Here is a 15,154-nt window from a genome sequence, read left to right as displayed (position 1 = left end):
TCAAACGCGGGCGATCGATGACAGGAACTCGTCGGCGGGCCAGCCGGCCGCCCCGGCGGGGTCGGCCAGGCGCGCCAGCAGCGTTTCGCCCCGCTCGGCGGGCCAGCGATGCGCGGCCAGGGCGCGGAACTTGCTCGCCAGCAGCGGCAGGGCGGCGTCGCGGCGCGAGGGGTCTCCGGCCGGAAAGCGGGTCTCGACCCAAGGCGATACTGTGCCATCGTCGAGCGTCACGCGCACGGCGTTGGCGCAGCTGCGCACCGCCGGGTCGTGGTGCTCGCGCGTGTAGTCCGGATCCTCGGCCAGGCGGATGCGCGCGCGCAGCCGGTCTATGCGCGGGTCGGCCGCCGCCGCGTCGGCGTAGTCGCCGTGGTCCAGGCCGCCCTTGAGCAGGGCGACCGCGACGATGTATTGCATGGAGTGGTCGCGCGCCGCGCGGTTGGGCAGTGCGCCGTTCTTGTCGACGCGCCGCATGGCTTCGTCCTGGGTGCGGATGTCGACGCGCTCGATGCGCGCCTGGCGGCCGTCGAGCCAGGCATGCAGCGCGATCGCGCTTTCCACCGCGGTGGTGGTGTTGCGCTGGCATGGGTGCAGCTTGAAGATCACGTGGTCCAGCACGAAGGAGCCCAGTTCGCGCGGCAGGCGCACGGGCCGCTCTTGCAGGTGGACCGCCTGGAATCCCCACGTGGGCGCCGACAGCGGCTGCGGATAGCCCATGTCGCCGCGCAGCGCCAGCCCGGCGAGCCAGAGCGCGCGGGCGCAGGCGTCGCCGCCGGCCCAGCCCTTGCGCGAGCCGGCATTGGGCGTGTGCCGGTAGGCGTTGAGCGCCTGGCCGTCGAGCCAGGCGTTGGACAGCGCGCGGCGGATGGCGTCGCGGTCGCCTCCCAGCAGCAGCGTGGCCACGGCGGTCGAGGCGATCTTCACTCCGATCACGTGGTCCAGCCCTACCGAGGGATGGTCGAAGCGGTTGGCCTGCGCCAGCCTGCCCTGGATCTCATAGGCCTTGACCATCGCATCGAACACGTCGTCCAGCGTCGGCCCGGCGAGGCCCGCGGCGCGCCGGCGCGCCGACGCATGCGCGGCCGCCGCCAGGATCGCGCCGAGGTTGTCGGAGGGGTGGCCGCTGACGAAGGTGGTGTCGCTGAAGTCCAGCCAGCGCACCAGCGTGCCGATGTCGAACGCGGCCTTGACCGGATCGAGCCAGCGGCCCGTGCCGGGCACGCCCACGTCGCCCGCCGGCGCGCCCGGGAACAGCGGCCCGGTCAGGCGCGCGCAGGCCGGGTCGTCCAGCGCGGCCAGCGCGCAGCCCACGGCGTCGGCCAGGCACAGGCCGGCGGTGCGCAGCGTATCCGCGCGCCAGCGGGGGCGGGAGGCGGCGAAATCGGCGATGAGGTCGAGAACGGCGTCGCCGGTGGCGTCCGCAGCGACGCTGGCAGTCAGGCTCATTGGATCTGTGCTTTGGCGGTTTTGACGATTTTCCCCCACTTCGCGCTCTCGGAGCGGATGTAGTCGGCGAACTCCTGGCGCGTCATCGGCGACGGGTCGGCCCCCTGGGCCAGCATGCGCTGGCGCACGTCGGGCGATTCGAGCACGCTGCGCAGCTCGGCGTTGAGCTTGTCGAGAATGGCGGCAGGCGTGGCGGCGGGCGCCATCAGGCCGTTCCAGTTCAGCGCCTCGTAGTCCGGCAGGTTCGCGCTGGAGATGGGCTGCACGTCGGGCAGCGTTTCGGTGCGGCCCTTGCTGGTGACGCCCAGCGCCTTGAGCGTGCCGTTCTTCAGATAGGGAATGGCGGCGGGGACGCTGCTGAAATACATGTCCACCTGGCCGCCTACCACCGCCATCAGCGCCGGGCCGCCGCCTTTGTAGGGCACGTGCAGCCAGCTCGTGCCCAGTTCGGTGTTGAGCCATTCGGCCGCCAGGTGCGTGGAGCTGCCGTTGCCGGCCGAGCCATAGGTCAGCTTGTCGAACCGGGTCTTGGACTGGGAGACGAATTCCTGCAGCGTCGAGGCCGGGAACGAGGACTTGACCACCAGCACGTTGGGGAACACGGTCGCCAGCCCGATGGGCGCGAGATCCTTGTCCGGGTCGTAGGACATCTTCGCGTACAGGTGGGTATTGATGGCGACGGGCGCCACGTTGGCCCAGACCAGGGTATAGCCGTCCGGCTTGGCTTCGACCACCGCCGCGGTGCCGATATTGCCGCCCGCGCCGCCCTTGTTCTCGACGATCACGCTCTGGCCCAGCTTGTCGCCCAGCGCCTGGGCGACGATGCGGGCGGTGAGGTCGGTGCTGCCGCCGGGTTCGAAAGGAACGACCAGCCTGATCGGCCGGTTCGGATAGGTGTCGGCGGCTTGCGCGGCCGGTATCGCGTTGAACATGCCGAGCGTCGTCAGCGCCCAGGCCAGGGAGTGCATGCGCATCCTCGTCTCCAATGAATGAAATGTGAGTTTTTTTCTAGGCTTCGGTCCCGGTTTCAGCCGGATAGGGCGCATTCTAGGAACGCATCGTTGATGCGGTCCATGGAATTGATGTCGGCTATGATGTGAGAAAAAGGAACATGTATGCGCCGCCTGCCGCCCTTGAACAGCCTGAAAGCCTTCGAGGCCGTCGCGCGCCTGGGCAGCGTGGTGCGGGCGGCCGAGGAGCTGTGCGTATCGCACGGCGCCGTCAGCAAGCAGGTATTGAATCTGGAGCGCTGGCTGGGCGCGGCGCTATTCGAGCGGCGCGGCCGCCAGCTCGAACCCACCGCGGCCGGCCGGGTGCTGGCCGGCGACCTGCGCGATCTCTTCGATCGCCTCGCGGGCGCGGTCGAACGCGCGTGCCCCGAGACCGGCCGCAAGCTGGTGATCAGCGCGCCGCCCACCATGACGCTGCATTGGCTGCTGCCCCGGCTAACCGGTTTCCTGCGCCTGCATCCCCACATCGAGATCCAGCTCAACAATCGGCGCGACCGCGCGCACGCGCTGCCGGGCGGGGTCGATGCGGCGATCCGGCGCGGCCGCAGCGGCGAGCCCGATCTGATCGAGACCGCCTTCATGAAGGAGGCCGTGACGCCGTTGTGGGCGCGCGGCGGACGGGCGAGGCCGGCCTGTTTCGAGGAGCTGGCGCAGCAGACCTGGCTGACCGCCGACATGCGGCCGGACGACTGGCAGCGCTGGCTGGCCGTGGCCGGCGCGCCGCACCTGCAGCCGCAGGCCCGGCTCGGCTTCGACCATACCTATCTGGCGGTCGAGGCCGCGCTGGACGGCCTGGGCGTGGCGATGGGACCGCGCTACCTGATGCAGGAGGAGCTGGAGGCCGGCCGCCTGGAAGCGCTGTTTCCCGACGTGCTGGCGCCGGCCGACGACTATTTCTTCGTGCGCGAGCGCCATCGGGCGGACGACCCTGCGCTGGAGGCGCTGAATGCCTGGCTGCAGTCGCAGGGACGCGAGCACGAGGCGCGCATCGCGGCTGCGCGGTGAGCGCGCCGGACGGGCCGGGGATTCAGCGTGCGCGGGAGGCCTCGGCCGCTGCCGGGCGATACCATTCCGCCAGCGCGTCGCCCACCGAAGGATGGCGCAAGCGCACGCGAAGTTCGGCCAGGAGGCGGCGATTGTCCAGCCTGCGCGACTCCTGCATGAAAGACCACATGGCAGGGCTGACGGCGGCGCGAACCTGCGCGGCGGACAGGCGCGGCGGGCGCGGCAGGCCGGCGGCATCGGCGACCGCATCGAAATAGTCGCCCATTTTGAGGTCCTGGCCGTCGGCGGCATGGACGATGCGCTGCGGCCGGCCGCGATAGAGCGCGGTTTCGAGCGCGCGCGCCAGATCGCCGATCTCGATGTGGTTGGTATAGACGTCCTCGCCCGGCGCCAGGCGCGGCAGGCCCGCGCGCAGCCGTTCCAGCGGCAGCCGGTCGCGGCCGTAGATGCCGGGAATGCGCAGCACGGTGGCGCGCCAGGGCGCCAGGCCGAGCCAGGCCTGGCGGGCCCGCGCGCGCGCCGGTGCCCGCCACGCCGCTTCGGCCGCCACGCGCCGGCGGCCGCGCGCCGAGACCGGGCGCGCCGGGGCCGTCTCGGCCAGCCGGCGCCCTCGCGCATCGCCGTAGACGCCGGTGGTGCTGGCATAGACCACCGTCAGCGCAGGGACGGTCCCGCGCGGGGCGTCGCGGCGCCGTTTGGCTACAATGAGGGCTTGCCGGCGGCCGCGCGCGCCGCGGCCTTCACCGGGCGGCGCAGCATGCGCCTGGCGGGATGGCCGCCGCAGTACCGCCGCCAGCCGCCGCGAGCGCGGATCGCCTTCGCCCTGGGTGGCCGGCGGGGCCAGCATGAGGACGGCGGCAGCCAGCCCGCGCAGGCGCCGCAACTGGCCCGGCCGGTCGAGGTCTCCCAGCAGCGGCACCGCGCCGGCGGCCCGCAGTTCGGCCAGGCGCTCCGGGCTGGAGGTCAGCGCGAACACCCGCTTGCGGCCGGCCAGACGCTCCAGCACGCGCGTGCCCGCATCGCCGCAGCCCACGATCAGCAGGCGCGGACGGCCGAGGCGGGCAGCGCGCGCGGGCTGTGCATCATTCATCGAATTTCCACCGTTTTCATAGGATCCAGGTGATGAGTCATCAGGTCACCGTTCTGCCCAGCGGGCACCAGTTCTCGGTCCAGGAAGGCCAGACCGTGCTCGACGCCGCGCTGCACGCAGGCGTTATGTTGCCCTATAGCTGCAAGAATGGCGCATGTTCGTCGTGCAAGGGCCGGCTGGTCGAGGGGAGCGTCGAGCTCGGGCCGCACCAGGCCCAGACCCTCACGCCGGAAGAGATCGAGGCCGGCCTGACGCTGTTCTGTGTGGCGCGGCCGCAGACCGACCTGACCATCGAGGCGCGCGAAGTCGCCGGCATCGGCGACATCCCCATCCGCAAGATGCCTTGCCGGGTGCAGTCCATTACCGAGGCGGCGCCCGACGTGCGCATCCTGCGCCTGCAATTGCCCGCCACCGAGCAGCTGCGCTTCAACGCCGGCCAATACGTCGAGATCATCATGAAGGACGGCCGCCGCCGTTCCTATTCCATGGCCAATGCGCCGCACGAGGAAGGCAGCCTGGTGCTGCACGTCCGCCATCTGCCCGGCGGCGCTTTCACCGACCACGTCTTCGGCGCGGGCGCGACCCGGCTCAAGGAGCGCGACATCCTGCGCTTCGAGGGGCCGTTCGGTTCGTTCTTCCTGCGCGAGGACAGCCACAAGCCCATCGTCATGGTGGCCAGCGGCACCGGCTTCGCGCCGATCCGCGCGATGGTGGAGCACATGATCCGCCAGGATATCCGCCGCCCGGTGCGCCTGTACTGGGGCGGACGCCGCCCGCGCGACCTCTATCTCGACGAGGCCGCGCTCGCCTGGGCCGGGAGCGTGCCCGATTTCCATTACGTACCGGTCGTGTCCGACGCCTTGCCCGAAGACGCCTGGAGCGGGCGCACGGGCTTCGTACACCGCGCGGTGATGGAAGACCTGCCCGACCTGTCCGGCTACCAGGTCTATGCCTGCGGCGCGCCCATCGTGGTGGAATCGGCACAACGCGACTTCGTGCAGCACTGCGGGTTGCCGGAGGACGAGTTTTATGCGGATTCTTTCACGTCCGAGGCAGACATCGCCCGCAACACCGTGTAATGTTCATCGACCCGCCGCCTCGGCGGGTCTTCCATTTTTCGCCCCCCGGGCACGCAAGGAGTTTGAGTCATGGAATTCGGCCAGTTCAACGTCAACGCCCTCATGGAGATCACGCAGCGTCCGGACCTCGTGTTCGTCCGAGGGCAGGGGTCGTGGCTGGAGGATCATGCGGGCAAGCGCTATCTCGATTTCATCCAGGGCTGGGCCGTCAACTGCTTGGGTCATTGCCCGCCCGAGATCGTGCAAGCCGTGCAGAAGCAGTCGCAATTGCTGCTGAATCCGTCGCCGGCGTTCTACAACCTGCCGTCGATCGAACTGGCCACGCGGCTGACCGGGGCTTCCTGCTTCGACCGCGTGTTCTTCGCCAACAGCGGCGCCGAGGCCAACGAAGGCGCGATCAAGCTGGCGCGCAAATGGGGCCAGGTGCACAAGCAGGGCGCTTTCAAGATCGTCACCTTCGACCACAGCTTCCATGGCCGCACGCTGGCGACCATGTCGGCTTCGGGCAAGCCCGGCTGGAGCACGATCTTCGCGCCGCAGGTCGACGGTTTCCCCAAGGCCGACCTGAACGACCTGTCCTCGGTCGAGGCGCTGATCGACGACCAGACCGTTGCCATCATGCTCGAACCCGTGCAGGGAGAGGGCGGGGTCATTCCCGCCACGACCGAGTTCATGCAGGCGCTGCGCAAGCTGGCCGACGAGCGCAAGCTGTTGCTGATCGTCGATGAAGTGCAGACCGGCATGGGCCGCACCGGCACCATGTTCGCCTACGAGCAGGCGGGCGTCCGGCCCGACATCATGACTCTCGGCAAGGGCATAGGCGGCGGCGCGCCGCTGGCCGCCATGCTGGCGCGCGAGGAAATCTGCGTGTTCAAGCACGGCGACCAGGGCGGGACCTACAACGGCAATCCGCTGATGACCGCGATCGGCGCGGCGGTGTTCGACGCGCTGGCGGCGCCGGGTTTCCTGGAAGGCGTGCGCGAGCGCGGCGAACACCTGTCCAGGGGCCTGCTGGCGCTGGCCGCCAAGTGGGGCATGCCGGGCGAGCGCGGCAACGGCCTGCTGCGCGCGCTGATCATGGACCGCGACGACGGTCCGGCCATCGTCGACCGCGCCCGCGCGCTGGCGCCTCATGGCCTGCTGCTGAACGCGCCGCGCGGCAATCTGCTGCGCTTCATGCCCGCGCTGAACGTGACGACCGGCGAGATCGACGCCATGCTCGAACAGCTCGACGGCATCATCACCGGGATGCGCAAGTAAGCCATCCAAGCCGGGCTGCCGGCGGCGGCCCGGCGAGGGCCGCCACGGCCCCCTGGAGAGAACCCATGACCCGACTCGTGATCGTGGGCGGCGGACACGCCGCCGCGCAACTGGCCGCCTCCCTGGTCGAAAAGCAGTATGCCGGCCAGATCGTGCTGGTCAGCGATGAACCGCACATTCCCTATCATCGTCCGCCCCTGTCCAAGACATTGATCAAGGATCCGGAGGCGGCGCTGCCCGAGTTGAAAGCCGCTTCCTTCTACGAGCAGGCCGGCATCGAACTGCGGCTCGGCACCCGCGTGCGCGCCATCGACCGCGCCCGCAAGGCGCTCGAGGTGTCGGCGGTGCAGGGCAGCGGCACGCTTGCCTACGACCACCTGGTGCTGGCCACCGGCGCGACGGCGCGCGAGCTGCCCGGCGTGCCGGCCGACACGCCGGGTGTGCACTACCTGCGCACCTATGCCCAGGCGCAGGCCTTGCGCGAAGCGCTGCCGGCAGCCGGCAGGGTGGCGGTGCTGGGCGGCGGCTTCATCGGCCTGGAGATCGCCGCCACGGCGCGGCAGCTGGGCAAGGAAGTCGTGGTATTCGAGGCCATGCCGCGCCTGCTCGCGCGCTCGGTCTCACCCGAGATTTCCGCCTTCCTGCTGGAGACCCACCGCAAGGCCGGCACCGACATCCGTCTCGATACTCGGGTGGACGGCCTGGAAGTGGCCGACGGACGCGCGGTGGCGGTCGTCGTGCGCGGCGAGCCCCTGCCCGTCGATCTCGTCGTCGCGGGACTGGGAGCGCAGCCCGACGTGGAGCTGGCCCGCGCCGCCGGCCTGGATTGCCGCGACGGCATCGTCGTGGACGCGACCATGGCCACGGCCGATCCCGCCGTTTCGGCCATCGGCGATTGCACCTCGTTCCCCCATCCCGCGTGGCCGCAGCCGCTGCGCCTGGAGTCGGTGCAGAACGCCAACGACCAGGCCAGGACCCTGGCCGCGCGACTGTGCGGCGAACCGCAGCCCTATGCGGCCGTGCCGTGGTTTTGGTCCGACCAGGGGGATGCGCGCCTGCAGATCACCGGCCTGTGGCGGCCCGGCTACGACAGCGTCGTGCGTCCCGCCAGCCGCGGCAATGGCTTTTCGGTCCTGCATTTCGAGGGCGCGCAACTTCGCGTGATCGAATCGGTCAATTCGCCGGTGGACCAGATGACGGCGCGCAAGCTCATGCAGGCCGGACAATCGCCGGACCGCACGGCCTCGGCAGATCCGGCCGCGCCGCTCAAGCCTGCGGGGTGACGCCGCGAAGGCCCGCCGCGGCCGTCCGTGCCCGGGGCCGCAGCAGCGATACACTTACAGCTTTGCGCCGCCGGCCGGGGCGGCCCGCGGCGCATCGCCGCGCCGCATCAGAGGAGCCAGGATGAAAGTCGTCGTACTAGGTAGCGGGATCATCGGCACGTCCAGCGCATGGTGGTTGCGCCAGGCCGGCCACGAGGTCACGGTGATCGATCGACAGCCCGGTCCGGCGCAGGAAACCAGTTTCGCCAATGGTTGCCAGATCTCGGTCTCCTACGCCGAACCCTGGGCCAATCCGCGGACGCCGCTCAAGCTGGCGCGCTGGTTGACGCGGAGCGATGCGCCGCTGCTGTTCCGCCTGCATGCCGACTGGCATCAATGGCTCTGGTGTCTGGCCTTTCTGCGCGAATGCCTGCCCGACCGCCTGCCGCGCAACGTCCGCGCGCTGGTCAACATGGCCTCCTACAGCCGTGCGACCCTGCAGGAGATGCGCGCGGAACTGGGCATCCGGTACGATCATCTGGAAAAGGGCATCATCAATTTCTACCGCGATGCCGCCGAGTTCGACGCCTCGCAAAAGGCCGCCGACCTGATGCGCGAGTACGGCGTGGACCGGCGAATCCTCAGTACCGAGGAGCTGGTGGTGCTGGAGCCCGCACTGGCTCCGCAAAGCCATCGCATCGTCGGCGGCGACTACACGGCTGCCGACGAAAGCGGCGATGTGTATCTGTTCACCACCGCGCTGGCGCGCAAGGCCGCCGAGGCCGGGGTCGAATTCCAGTTTTCCACGCAGGCCACCCGCCTGGTCGACGAGGGCGGCTGGGTCAAGGCGGTCGAGACCATCGACGCCCATGGGCGCTACGCCCGCGTCCAGGGCGACGTGTTCGTGGCCGCGCTGGGCAGCTTCACGCCGGAACTGGTCAGGCCGCTGGGGGTATCCTGCATGGTCTATCCGGCCAAGGGCTACTCCGCGACATACCCTGTTACCGACCCCTCCCGGGCGCCCACCGTGAGTCTGACTGACAGCGCGCATAAAGTGGTATTTTCGCGCCTTGGCGACCGGCTCAGGGTCGCAGGCACTGCGGAACTTGCAGGCTATTCGCGCGCTCTGAACCGCACGCGCTGCGAATCCCTGACGCGGCTCGTGGGCGAACTGTTCCCCGGAGCGCTGGGCCTGGACCGGGTTGCATACTGGTCGGGCCTGCGTCCGACCACGCCGTCCAACGTGCCGCTGATCGGGCGCACCCGCTTGCCCAATCTCTACCTCAACACCGGTCACGGGACGCTGGGGTGGACCATGGGCTGCGGCTCGGGCAGGGCGCTGGCCGATCTCGTTTGCGGCCGCCGGCCGCAGGTCGAATTTCCCTTTTTGTGAATTTCCGCTGGAGCATGTCTTTGAAGAACCGATTGATGCAGCCGAACGGGCGCTGGTTGAAGTGGGGCGTGTCGGCGCTGTCGGCCGGCATGCTGGCTCTTGGGGGCGCGGGCATGGCTGCCGCCCAGGGCGCCAAGAAAAGCACGGCCAAGCCCGCGGCGAAGCCGGCCGGCAAGGCTGCGGCCAGCAAGGCGCCGGCGAAGAAGCCGGCCGCTGCGGGGGCGGCGGCAGGAGCGGCCGCGGCGGGAGCCGCCGCCGCGATGCAGCCGCAGAACGGACCGATCGAGCTTCAGGTATGGCATACCATGAACGCCGAGCAGGCTCGCGAATTCGATTCGCTGGTGCAGCGTTTCAATGACCAGGGGCATGGTTTCACCGTCAAGGTCACGGCCAAGCCGTCGCCCGAAGCGCTGATCGACGACGGCCTGGCCGCCGTGCGTGCGCGCCGCGCGCCGCACCTGGTCGAATTGCCCGACTACCGCTCGCCCGAGTTCATCGCGCGCCAGGGCGCCATCCTGCCCATGTACGAGCTGCTGGCCAAGTACCCGGTCAAGGACCTGCGCTGGTTCCTGCCGCAGACCACCAGCACGATGCGCGATGCGCGCGGCCGCCTGCTGGCGCTGCCGTGGATGGCCGACGTGCCGGTCTACTATTACAACCGCGATCTCTACCAGCGCGCCGGGCTGAACCCGGACGCGCCGCCGCGCACCTGGCGCGAGATGCAGGGCCACCTGATCGCGTTGAACCAGAACGGCGTCGACTGTCCCTATGCCTCGAGCTGGCAGACCTGGGTACACATCGAGAACCTGTCGGCCATGCACAACGTCGCCTACGCCACGCGCAACAACGGGCTGGACGGCGCCAACGGCGCGCAGCTGCTGGCCAACAACCTGCTGCACGTGCGTCACATGGCGCTCATGATGAGCTGGGTGCGCAGCCAGCTGTTCCCGGTGCGAAGCGAACGCGATCAAGCCGATGCGCAGTTCGCCTCCGGGCAGTGCGCCGTCCTGACCAGCGGCACCAGCGCACTGGCGCAGATCCAGGAAAAGGCCAAGTTCTCGTACGGCATCGCGCCGCTGCCTTATTACGAGGAAGAGGCCACGCGTCCGGCCACGCCTTTCGTCGGCGGTTCGGCGTTCTGGGCCCTGGCGGGGCACGCCACCGCCGAGCAGAAGGCTCTGGCCACCTTCATCGCCTACCTGGCGTCGCCGGTGGTCGCGGCCGAATGGCACCAAAAGTCCGGGTTCCTGCCGCTGACCGAAGCCTCCTACCGGGCTTCCGAGGTGTCCTATTACAAGAGCATTCCCGGCGCCATGGGCGTGATCGAATCGATGTCGCGTCCGCAGCAGCAGTTCACCCGTGGCTTCCGGTTGAACCACTACGACCGCGTCAGCCAGATCATGGACAACGAACTCGACGCGATCTGGAACGGCAGCAAGCCGCCCAAACAAGGCCTGGACGACGCGGTGACGCGCGCCAGCGCCGTTATGAACGGCAAGGCCAAGTGATGGCCGCGGGGGCCGACGCGCTGTCGCGCTGGCCCTATCCCCGGGTCCTGGCCCACCGGGGCGGCGGCAAGCTCGCCCCGGAAAATACGCTGGCGGGCATGCGCGAAGCCCATGCCCGCCGCATGCGCGGCGTCGAGTTCGACGTCATGCTCGCCGCCGACGGCATTCCCGTCCTGATGCACGACAGCCAGTTGGGCCGTACCGTTCCGGGTGTCGGCAGCGTGTCGGCGTTCGCCTCCGAAGAGCTGGCGCGGATGGACGCGGGCGGCTGGTTCGGCCCGGATTTCCTGGGGGAGCCGGTGCCTGCGCTGCAAGAGGTCGCGTCATGGCTGGACGACCACGGGCTCTGGATGAATGTGGAGATCAAGCCCGCGCCGGGGCATGACGTCGATACCGGCGACATCGTCGGCCGCTTGATCGCCGAACTGTATCCCGGGATGGCGGGGGCGGCGCGCCTGCCGCTGTTTTCCTCGTTCTCGGCCACGGCGCTCGGCGCGGCCCGCGCTGCGGCGCCTCATATCCCGCGCGGCCTGCTGGTCGAGGAAGTGCCGGACGACTGGGCCGGGCAGCTGGAGGCGCTGGACTGCGTTTCGCTGCATTGCCGGCACGACGCGCTCGATGCCGCGCTGGCGTTGCGCATCACCGGAGCAGGCTACGGCCTGATGTGCTACACGGTGAACGAACCGGCCCGGGCGCGCCAGCTGTTCTCGTGGGGCGTGGATGCGATCTGCACCGATCGCTACGACCTGATCGGCGCGGATTTTCGCTGAGCCGCGCGTCCGCCGCGCCAGGCGGGCTTCACCGGCAGGCCATGCGGCCCGCTCAGATTTCTATGACCAGGGCCGGATCGAATTCGGCATTCTCGCCGGGATAGCCGCCAGGGTTGGCCACGACGCGCGCCTTGCCGATGCGGTAATCGAAGCAGTTGTGGGTGTGGCCGTGTATCCATAGGTCCGCCTTGGCGGCCAGATCGTCGAGCTGCGACGAGAACGCGGGCGAGAGCGCGTTGCCCTTGTACTGCGGCGCCACGGAGCGCTCGCTCGGGGCGTGGTGCGTCACGACGACGGTGGGGCCGGCATGCGGCACGTCCAGTTGCGCCGCCAGCCAGCCGCGCGCCTGCCTGTGCAGCGCGATACAGGCGGCCGGGGTAAAGCGGCCCGCATCGGTATCGATGCAACTGAAGTCCGGCATCACCCGCAGCGCCATGGCTTGCGCGACTTCGTCCGCAGGCGATCCGTACAGCGCGAAATCCGCCCACAGCGTCGTGCCCAGGAAGCGCACGCCGCCATATTCCCACGACTGGTTCTGCAGCAGGCGGATGCCCGCGGCGCGCGCGGTGTCGTCCATCTTGCGGTCCAACCGCGCCATGTGCGCGCCGTAGTACTCGTGGTTGCCGGGTACGTAGATTACCGGCGTGCCGGAGAATGCCGCGCCCGCCCAGGTGATGCCCTGGTCGTGGGTATGGATGTCTCCGGCCAGCACGACCAGGTCGGCCGGCGCCTGCGGCAGCGGGCGCCGGCCGCCGAAATGTTCGTGGTGAAGGTCGGAGAGGACTCTGATGCGCATGCGGACAAATCCATCCTTACGTACGTAGTTCACACGCTATCCGGGCCGGAAGGCCTGCGGCACGATGCCGGGCATGGACGCGGTCTGGACCGCGCTGTCTTGCCAAGGGTCATTATGCCTTCCTGCCGCCTGCTTCCGATCGCCGCCCTGTCCGCATGCTGCCTGGCGCATGCGCAATCTCCGGTAGCCGTGCCCGCGGGGCAGGGCCAGGGCGGCTACGACTTCGCGTATCGCGTGGCGGGCGACAAACGCGTCGCACCGGTCCAGGTCTTCGACGACGGCCGCCAGACCTACATGCAGTTCCGCGCGGGCCAGGTGCCGCCCGCCATCTTCAGCTCCGGCCCGGAAGGCGACCGCCTGGCGCCCGTGAGCTGGGAAGGCGGCTATGCCGTGGTCGCGGGCATGGCGAGGGAGTTCGCCTTGCGCATCGGCGAGGTCACCGCCAGCGTGCGCTACCAGGGACGCACGCTCCGCGGCGCGTCGATGGGAACGGCGCGTCAGTCCGAGTCCTGGGGCGGCGAGCCTGCAGGGCGGGCCGATTTCCCCGTGATGCAAACCGCGCGCCTGCCGCCGGATCCCCAGCCGGCCGCCGCCATGGCGGCGCGCATGCCGGTCCGGGCCGCCCAGGTCTACGAGGCCACGCCGGCGGACCGCAACATGCGGCAGGCCCTCAGGCGCTGGGCCGGATTGGCGGGGTGGACCTTCGATACCGAACACTGGGCCGTCCATGTCGATATTCCGCTGGCCGGGTCGGCCTCGCTGGGCAGCGACTTCAAGAGCGCGGTGCGCGAACTGCTCGCGGCGACCGAGCTCTCCGCCCATCCGCTGCAGCCGTGCTTTTATTCGAACCGAGTGCTGCGCGTGATCGCCTACGCCGAATCGTGCGACCGCCGCGCGGCCGAGACGGCGCGCCAGGGGTAAGACATGGCACACGTCCCCTTTCCCATCCGCCTGAGTCGCGGCGCGATGTCTGCATTGCTGCTTGCCGGCGGCTGCGGACACATCGACGCCATCCGCCAGATCGACGATGGCGCGGCCCGCACGGCCGACAGCATCGCCAGCGCGCGCATAGGCTTCCAGCAGTCGGTGGTCGATGCGCGCCGGCGCGTCCTGGCCCAAGAGGTCGAACGGCCCTGGCTGGCGGGCAAGCCCCTGCCCTTGTCGCGCGAAGTCGTGCTGCCCGAACCGCTGCGGGCCTCGGTCGAGACCGCCCTGATGTTTCCCGGCGGACGCGTCGATCTGCCTACCCTGGGCGAGCAGATCGCACTGGCCACGGGCATCCAGGTGCGCGTCCGCCCCGATGCGCTGCTGCCCATCGAGGCCTTCATGCCGCGGCTGGCCTCCACCGCTGCATCGGGCGGGCCGTCCGCCGCGCCGTCCTCGGCCTCGGTCGCGCTGCCCATGGGGCTGCACCCGCTGCCGCGCCTGCTGGATCTGGCGGCCAACCGGCTCGGGGTCCATTGGAAGTACGAGTCGGATGCCATCGTGTTCTATCGCACCGAGACGCGTACTTTCAATGTACGCGCGCTGACGCTGAAGGCCACCTCCGCCGCCAGCCTGGGACGCTCGGCGGGCGGAAGCTCCGGCTCGTTCGAAAGCGCGTCGGCCACGCGGATCGAGTCGGGCACGGGCGACGCGCTGGCCGCCGTCAAAGGCAAGCTCGAACCGTTCCTGACGCGCGCGGGCGTCATCGCCGCCAATGGCGATGCTTCGGGCCTGGTCGTCGTCACCGACGTTCCCGAATCGCTGGATCGCATCGCTGCGTTCCTGGAGCGCGAGAACAAGGCGCTGACCCGTCGCGTACGCCTGATGTTCGAAGAAATCGAGCTGGTCGCCAAGAACCAGAACGAGCACGGCATAGACTGGAACCTGGTCTACCGGCGCACCCGCGATGCCGTGCAGGGCGGGACGCCCGGCTCGCTGGTGTCCGACATCGCCGGCGCGGGGCTGGGACTGTCTATCACCGGCGGCCGCTGGGACGGCACCGCCCTGGTCCTCAAGGCGCTGAGCGAAGTCGGCACCATTACGCGGCACACCACCGTTCCCCTGCAGACCTTGAACCGGCGTCCCGTGACGCATGCGGTGCGGACCACCTTCACCTATATCGACCAGGTGCAGGTGACGACGGTGGCGTCGGCGGCGGGCACGTCCACCGCGCCTTCGGTCACGCAGAAAGAAGAAACCGTCGGTTCTTTCCTGACCGTGATCCCCGACGCGCAGGACGACGGCCAGATCCTGCTTTCCATCGCCTACGACAGCACCGTCGCGCAGCCGCTCAAGACGCTGACTTTCGGCGCCAGCGGCAGCCAGGTGCAACTGCAGCAGAAAACGGTGGACGGCATGGGCACCGTGCAGCAGGTCGAGTTGCGTCCGGGCCAGCCCGTGCTGGTGTCGGGGTTCGAACGCAGCCAGGAACAGTACGACAAGCGCCGCCTGGACGACGATGCGCCCCTGCTGCTCGGCGGGTCGGGCAAGGCATCCCGCGAGCGGCGCAGCACGGTCGTGCTGATCACGGCGCAGGTCGAAGAGGGCTATTGA

General features: G+C 69.7%; 13 protein-coding genes. 9 read left to right on the top strand and 4 right to left on the bottom strand.

Annotated elements, in window-relative coordinates:
* Both prpD and PIGHUM_RS05790 read right to left on the bottom strand, forming a co-directional pair.
* Positions 1-1,443, bottom strand: a complete 1,443-nt coding sequence (prpD, locus tag PIGHUM_RS05795; protein WP_124078447.1) for a 2-methylcitrate dehydratase — start codon at positions 1,441-1,443, stop codon at positions 1-3.
* Complete coding sequence (locus tag PIGHUM_RS05790; protein WP_160142176.1) at positions 1,440-2,417, bottom strand: Bug family tripartite tricarboxylate transporter substrate binding protein; 978 nt, start codon at positions 2,415-2,417, stop codon at positions 1,440-1,442. The genes prpD and PIGHUM_RS05790 overlap by 4 nt, the downstream gene beginning before the upstream one ends.
* Before the next feature lie 141 nt (positions 2,418-2,558).
* On the opposite strand from PIGHUM_RS05790, the gene PIGHUM_RS05785 reads away from it, so the two are divergent.
* Positions 2,559-3,458, top strand: a complete 900-nt coding sequence (locus PIGHUM_RS05785; protein WP_124078445.1) for a LysR substrate-binding domain-containing protein — start codon at positions 2,559-2,561, stop codon at positions 3,456-3,458.
* Positions 3,459-3,480: 22 nt separating this feature from the next.
* Here PIGHUM_RS05785 and PIGHUM_RS05780 read toward each other — a convergent pair whose 3' ends face one another.
* On the bottom strand, positions 3,481-4,548 hold the full coding sequence (locus tag PIGHUM_RS05780; protein WP_124078444.1) for an NAD-binding protein: 1,068 nt from the start codon (positions 4,546-4,548) through the stop codon (positions 3,481-3,483).
* A 32-nt stretch (positions 4,549-4,580) separates the two neighbouring features.
* On the opposite strand from PIGHUM_RS05780, the gene PIGHUM_RS05775 reads away from it, so the two are divergent.
* The 6 genes from PIGHUM_RS05775 to ugpQ all read left to right on the top strand — a co-directional run bounded on the left by PIGHUM_RS05775 (position 4,581) and on the right by ugpQ (position 11,820).
* A complete protein-coding gene (locus tag PIGHUM_RS05775) occupies positions 4,581-5,627 on the top strand; it encodes a CDP-6-deoxy-delta-3,4-glucoseen reductase (RefSeq protein ID WP_124078443.1) in 1,047 nt (348 codons plus the stop codon).
* A 69-nt stretch (positions 5,628-5,696) separates the two neighbouring features.
* Positions 5,697-6,887 (top strand): acetylornithine transaminase, encoded by a 1,191-nt coding sequence (locus tag PIGHUM_RS05770; RefSeq protein WP_124078442.1) that lies wholly within the window; start codon positions 5,697-5,699, stop codon positions 6,885-6,887.
* A gap of 65 nt (positions 6,888-6,952) precedes the next feature.
* Positions 6,953-8,170 (top strand): NAD(P)/FAD-dependent oxidoreductase, encoded by a 1,218-nt coding sequence (locus PIGHUM_RS05765; protein WP_124078441.1) that lies wholly within the window; start codon positions 6,953-6,955, stop codon positions 8,168-8,170.
* A gap of 121 nt (positions 8,171-8,291) precedes the next feature.
* Entirely contained in the window at positions 8,292-9,542 is a 1,251-nt protein-coding gene (locus PIGHUM_RS05760; protein WP_124078440.1) for a D-amino acid dehydrogenase, read from the top strand.
* A gap of 20 nt (positions 9,543-9,562) precedes the next feature.
* Positions 9,563-11,050: an extracellular solute-binding protein gene (locus PIGHUM_RS05755; protein ID WP_124078439.1), complete on the top strand. Its 1,488-nt coding sequence runs from the start codon at positions 9,563-9,565 to the stop codon at positions 11,048-11,050.
* Positions 11,050-11,820, top strand: coding sequence for a glycerophosphodiester phosphodiesterase (ugpQ, locus tag PIGHUM_RS05750; RefSeq protein ID WP_124078438.1), 771 nt, complete (start codon positions 11,050-11,052; stop codon positions 11,818-11,820). The genes PIGHUM_RS05755 and ugpQ overlap by 1 nt, the downstream gene beginning before the upstream one ends.
* Before the next feature lie 52 nt (positions 11,821-11,872).
* On the opposite strand, the gene PIGHUM_RS05745 is transcribed toward ugpQ, so the two are convergent.
* The gene (locus tag PIGHUM_RS05745) at positions 11,873-12,616 is read right to left on the bottom strand and encodes a metallophosphoesterase (protein WP_124078437.1); all 744 of its coding nucleotides are present in this window, start codon (positions 12,614-12,616) and stop codon (positions 11,873-11,875) included.
* Between the two features lie 114 nt (positions 12,617-12,730).
* Between PIGHUM_RS05745 and PIGHUM_RS24155 the strand changes: the two genes are divergently transcribed.
* Both PIGHUM_RS24155 and PIGHUM_RS05735 read left to right on the top strand, forming a co-directional pair.
* Positions 12,731-13,537: a TrbG/VirB9 family P-type conjugative transfer protein gene (locus tag PIGHUM_RS24155; RefSeq protein WP_246012946.1), complete on the top strand. Its 807-nt coding sequence runs from the start codon at positions 12,731-12,733 to the stop codon at positions 13,535-13,537.
* Between the two features lie 3 nt (positions 13,538-13,540).
* The gene (locus tag PIGHUM_RS05735; RefSeq protein ID WP_246012944.1) at positions 13,541-15,154 is read left to right on the top strand and encodes a hypothetical protein; all 1,614 of its coding nucleotides are present in this window, start codon (positions 13,541-13,543) and stop codon (positions 15,152-15,154) included.

Source organism: Pigmentiphaga humi (genome assembly GCF_900606115.1).
In the GTDB taxonomy this organism is placed as follows: Bacteria; Pseudomonadota; Gammaproteobacteria; order Burkholderiales; family Burkholderiaceae_B; genus Pigmentiphaga; species Pigmentiphaga humi.
This window is presented reverse-complemented; position numbering and strand designations above follow the sequence as displayed.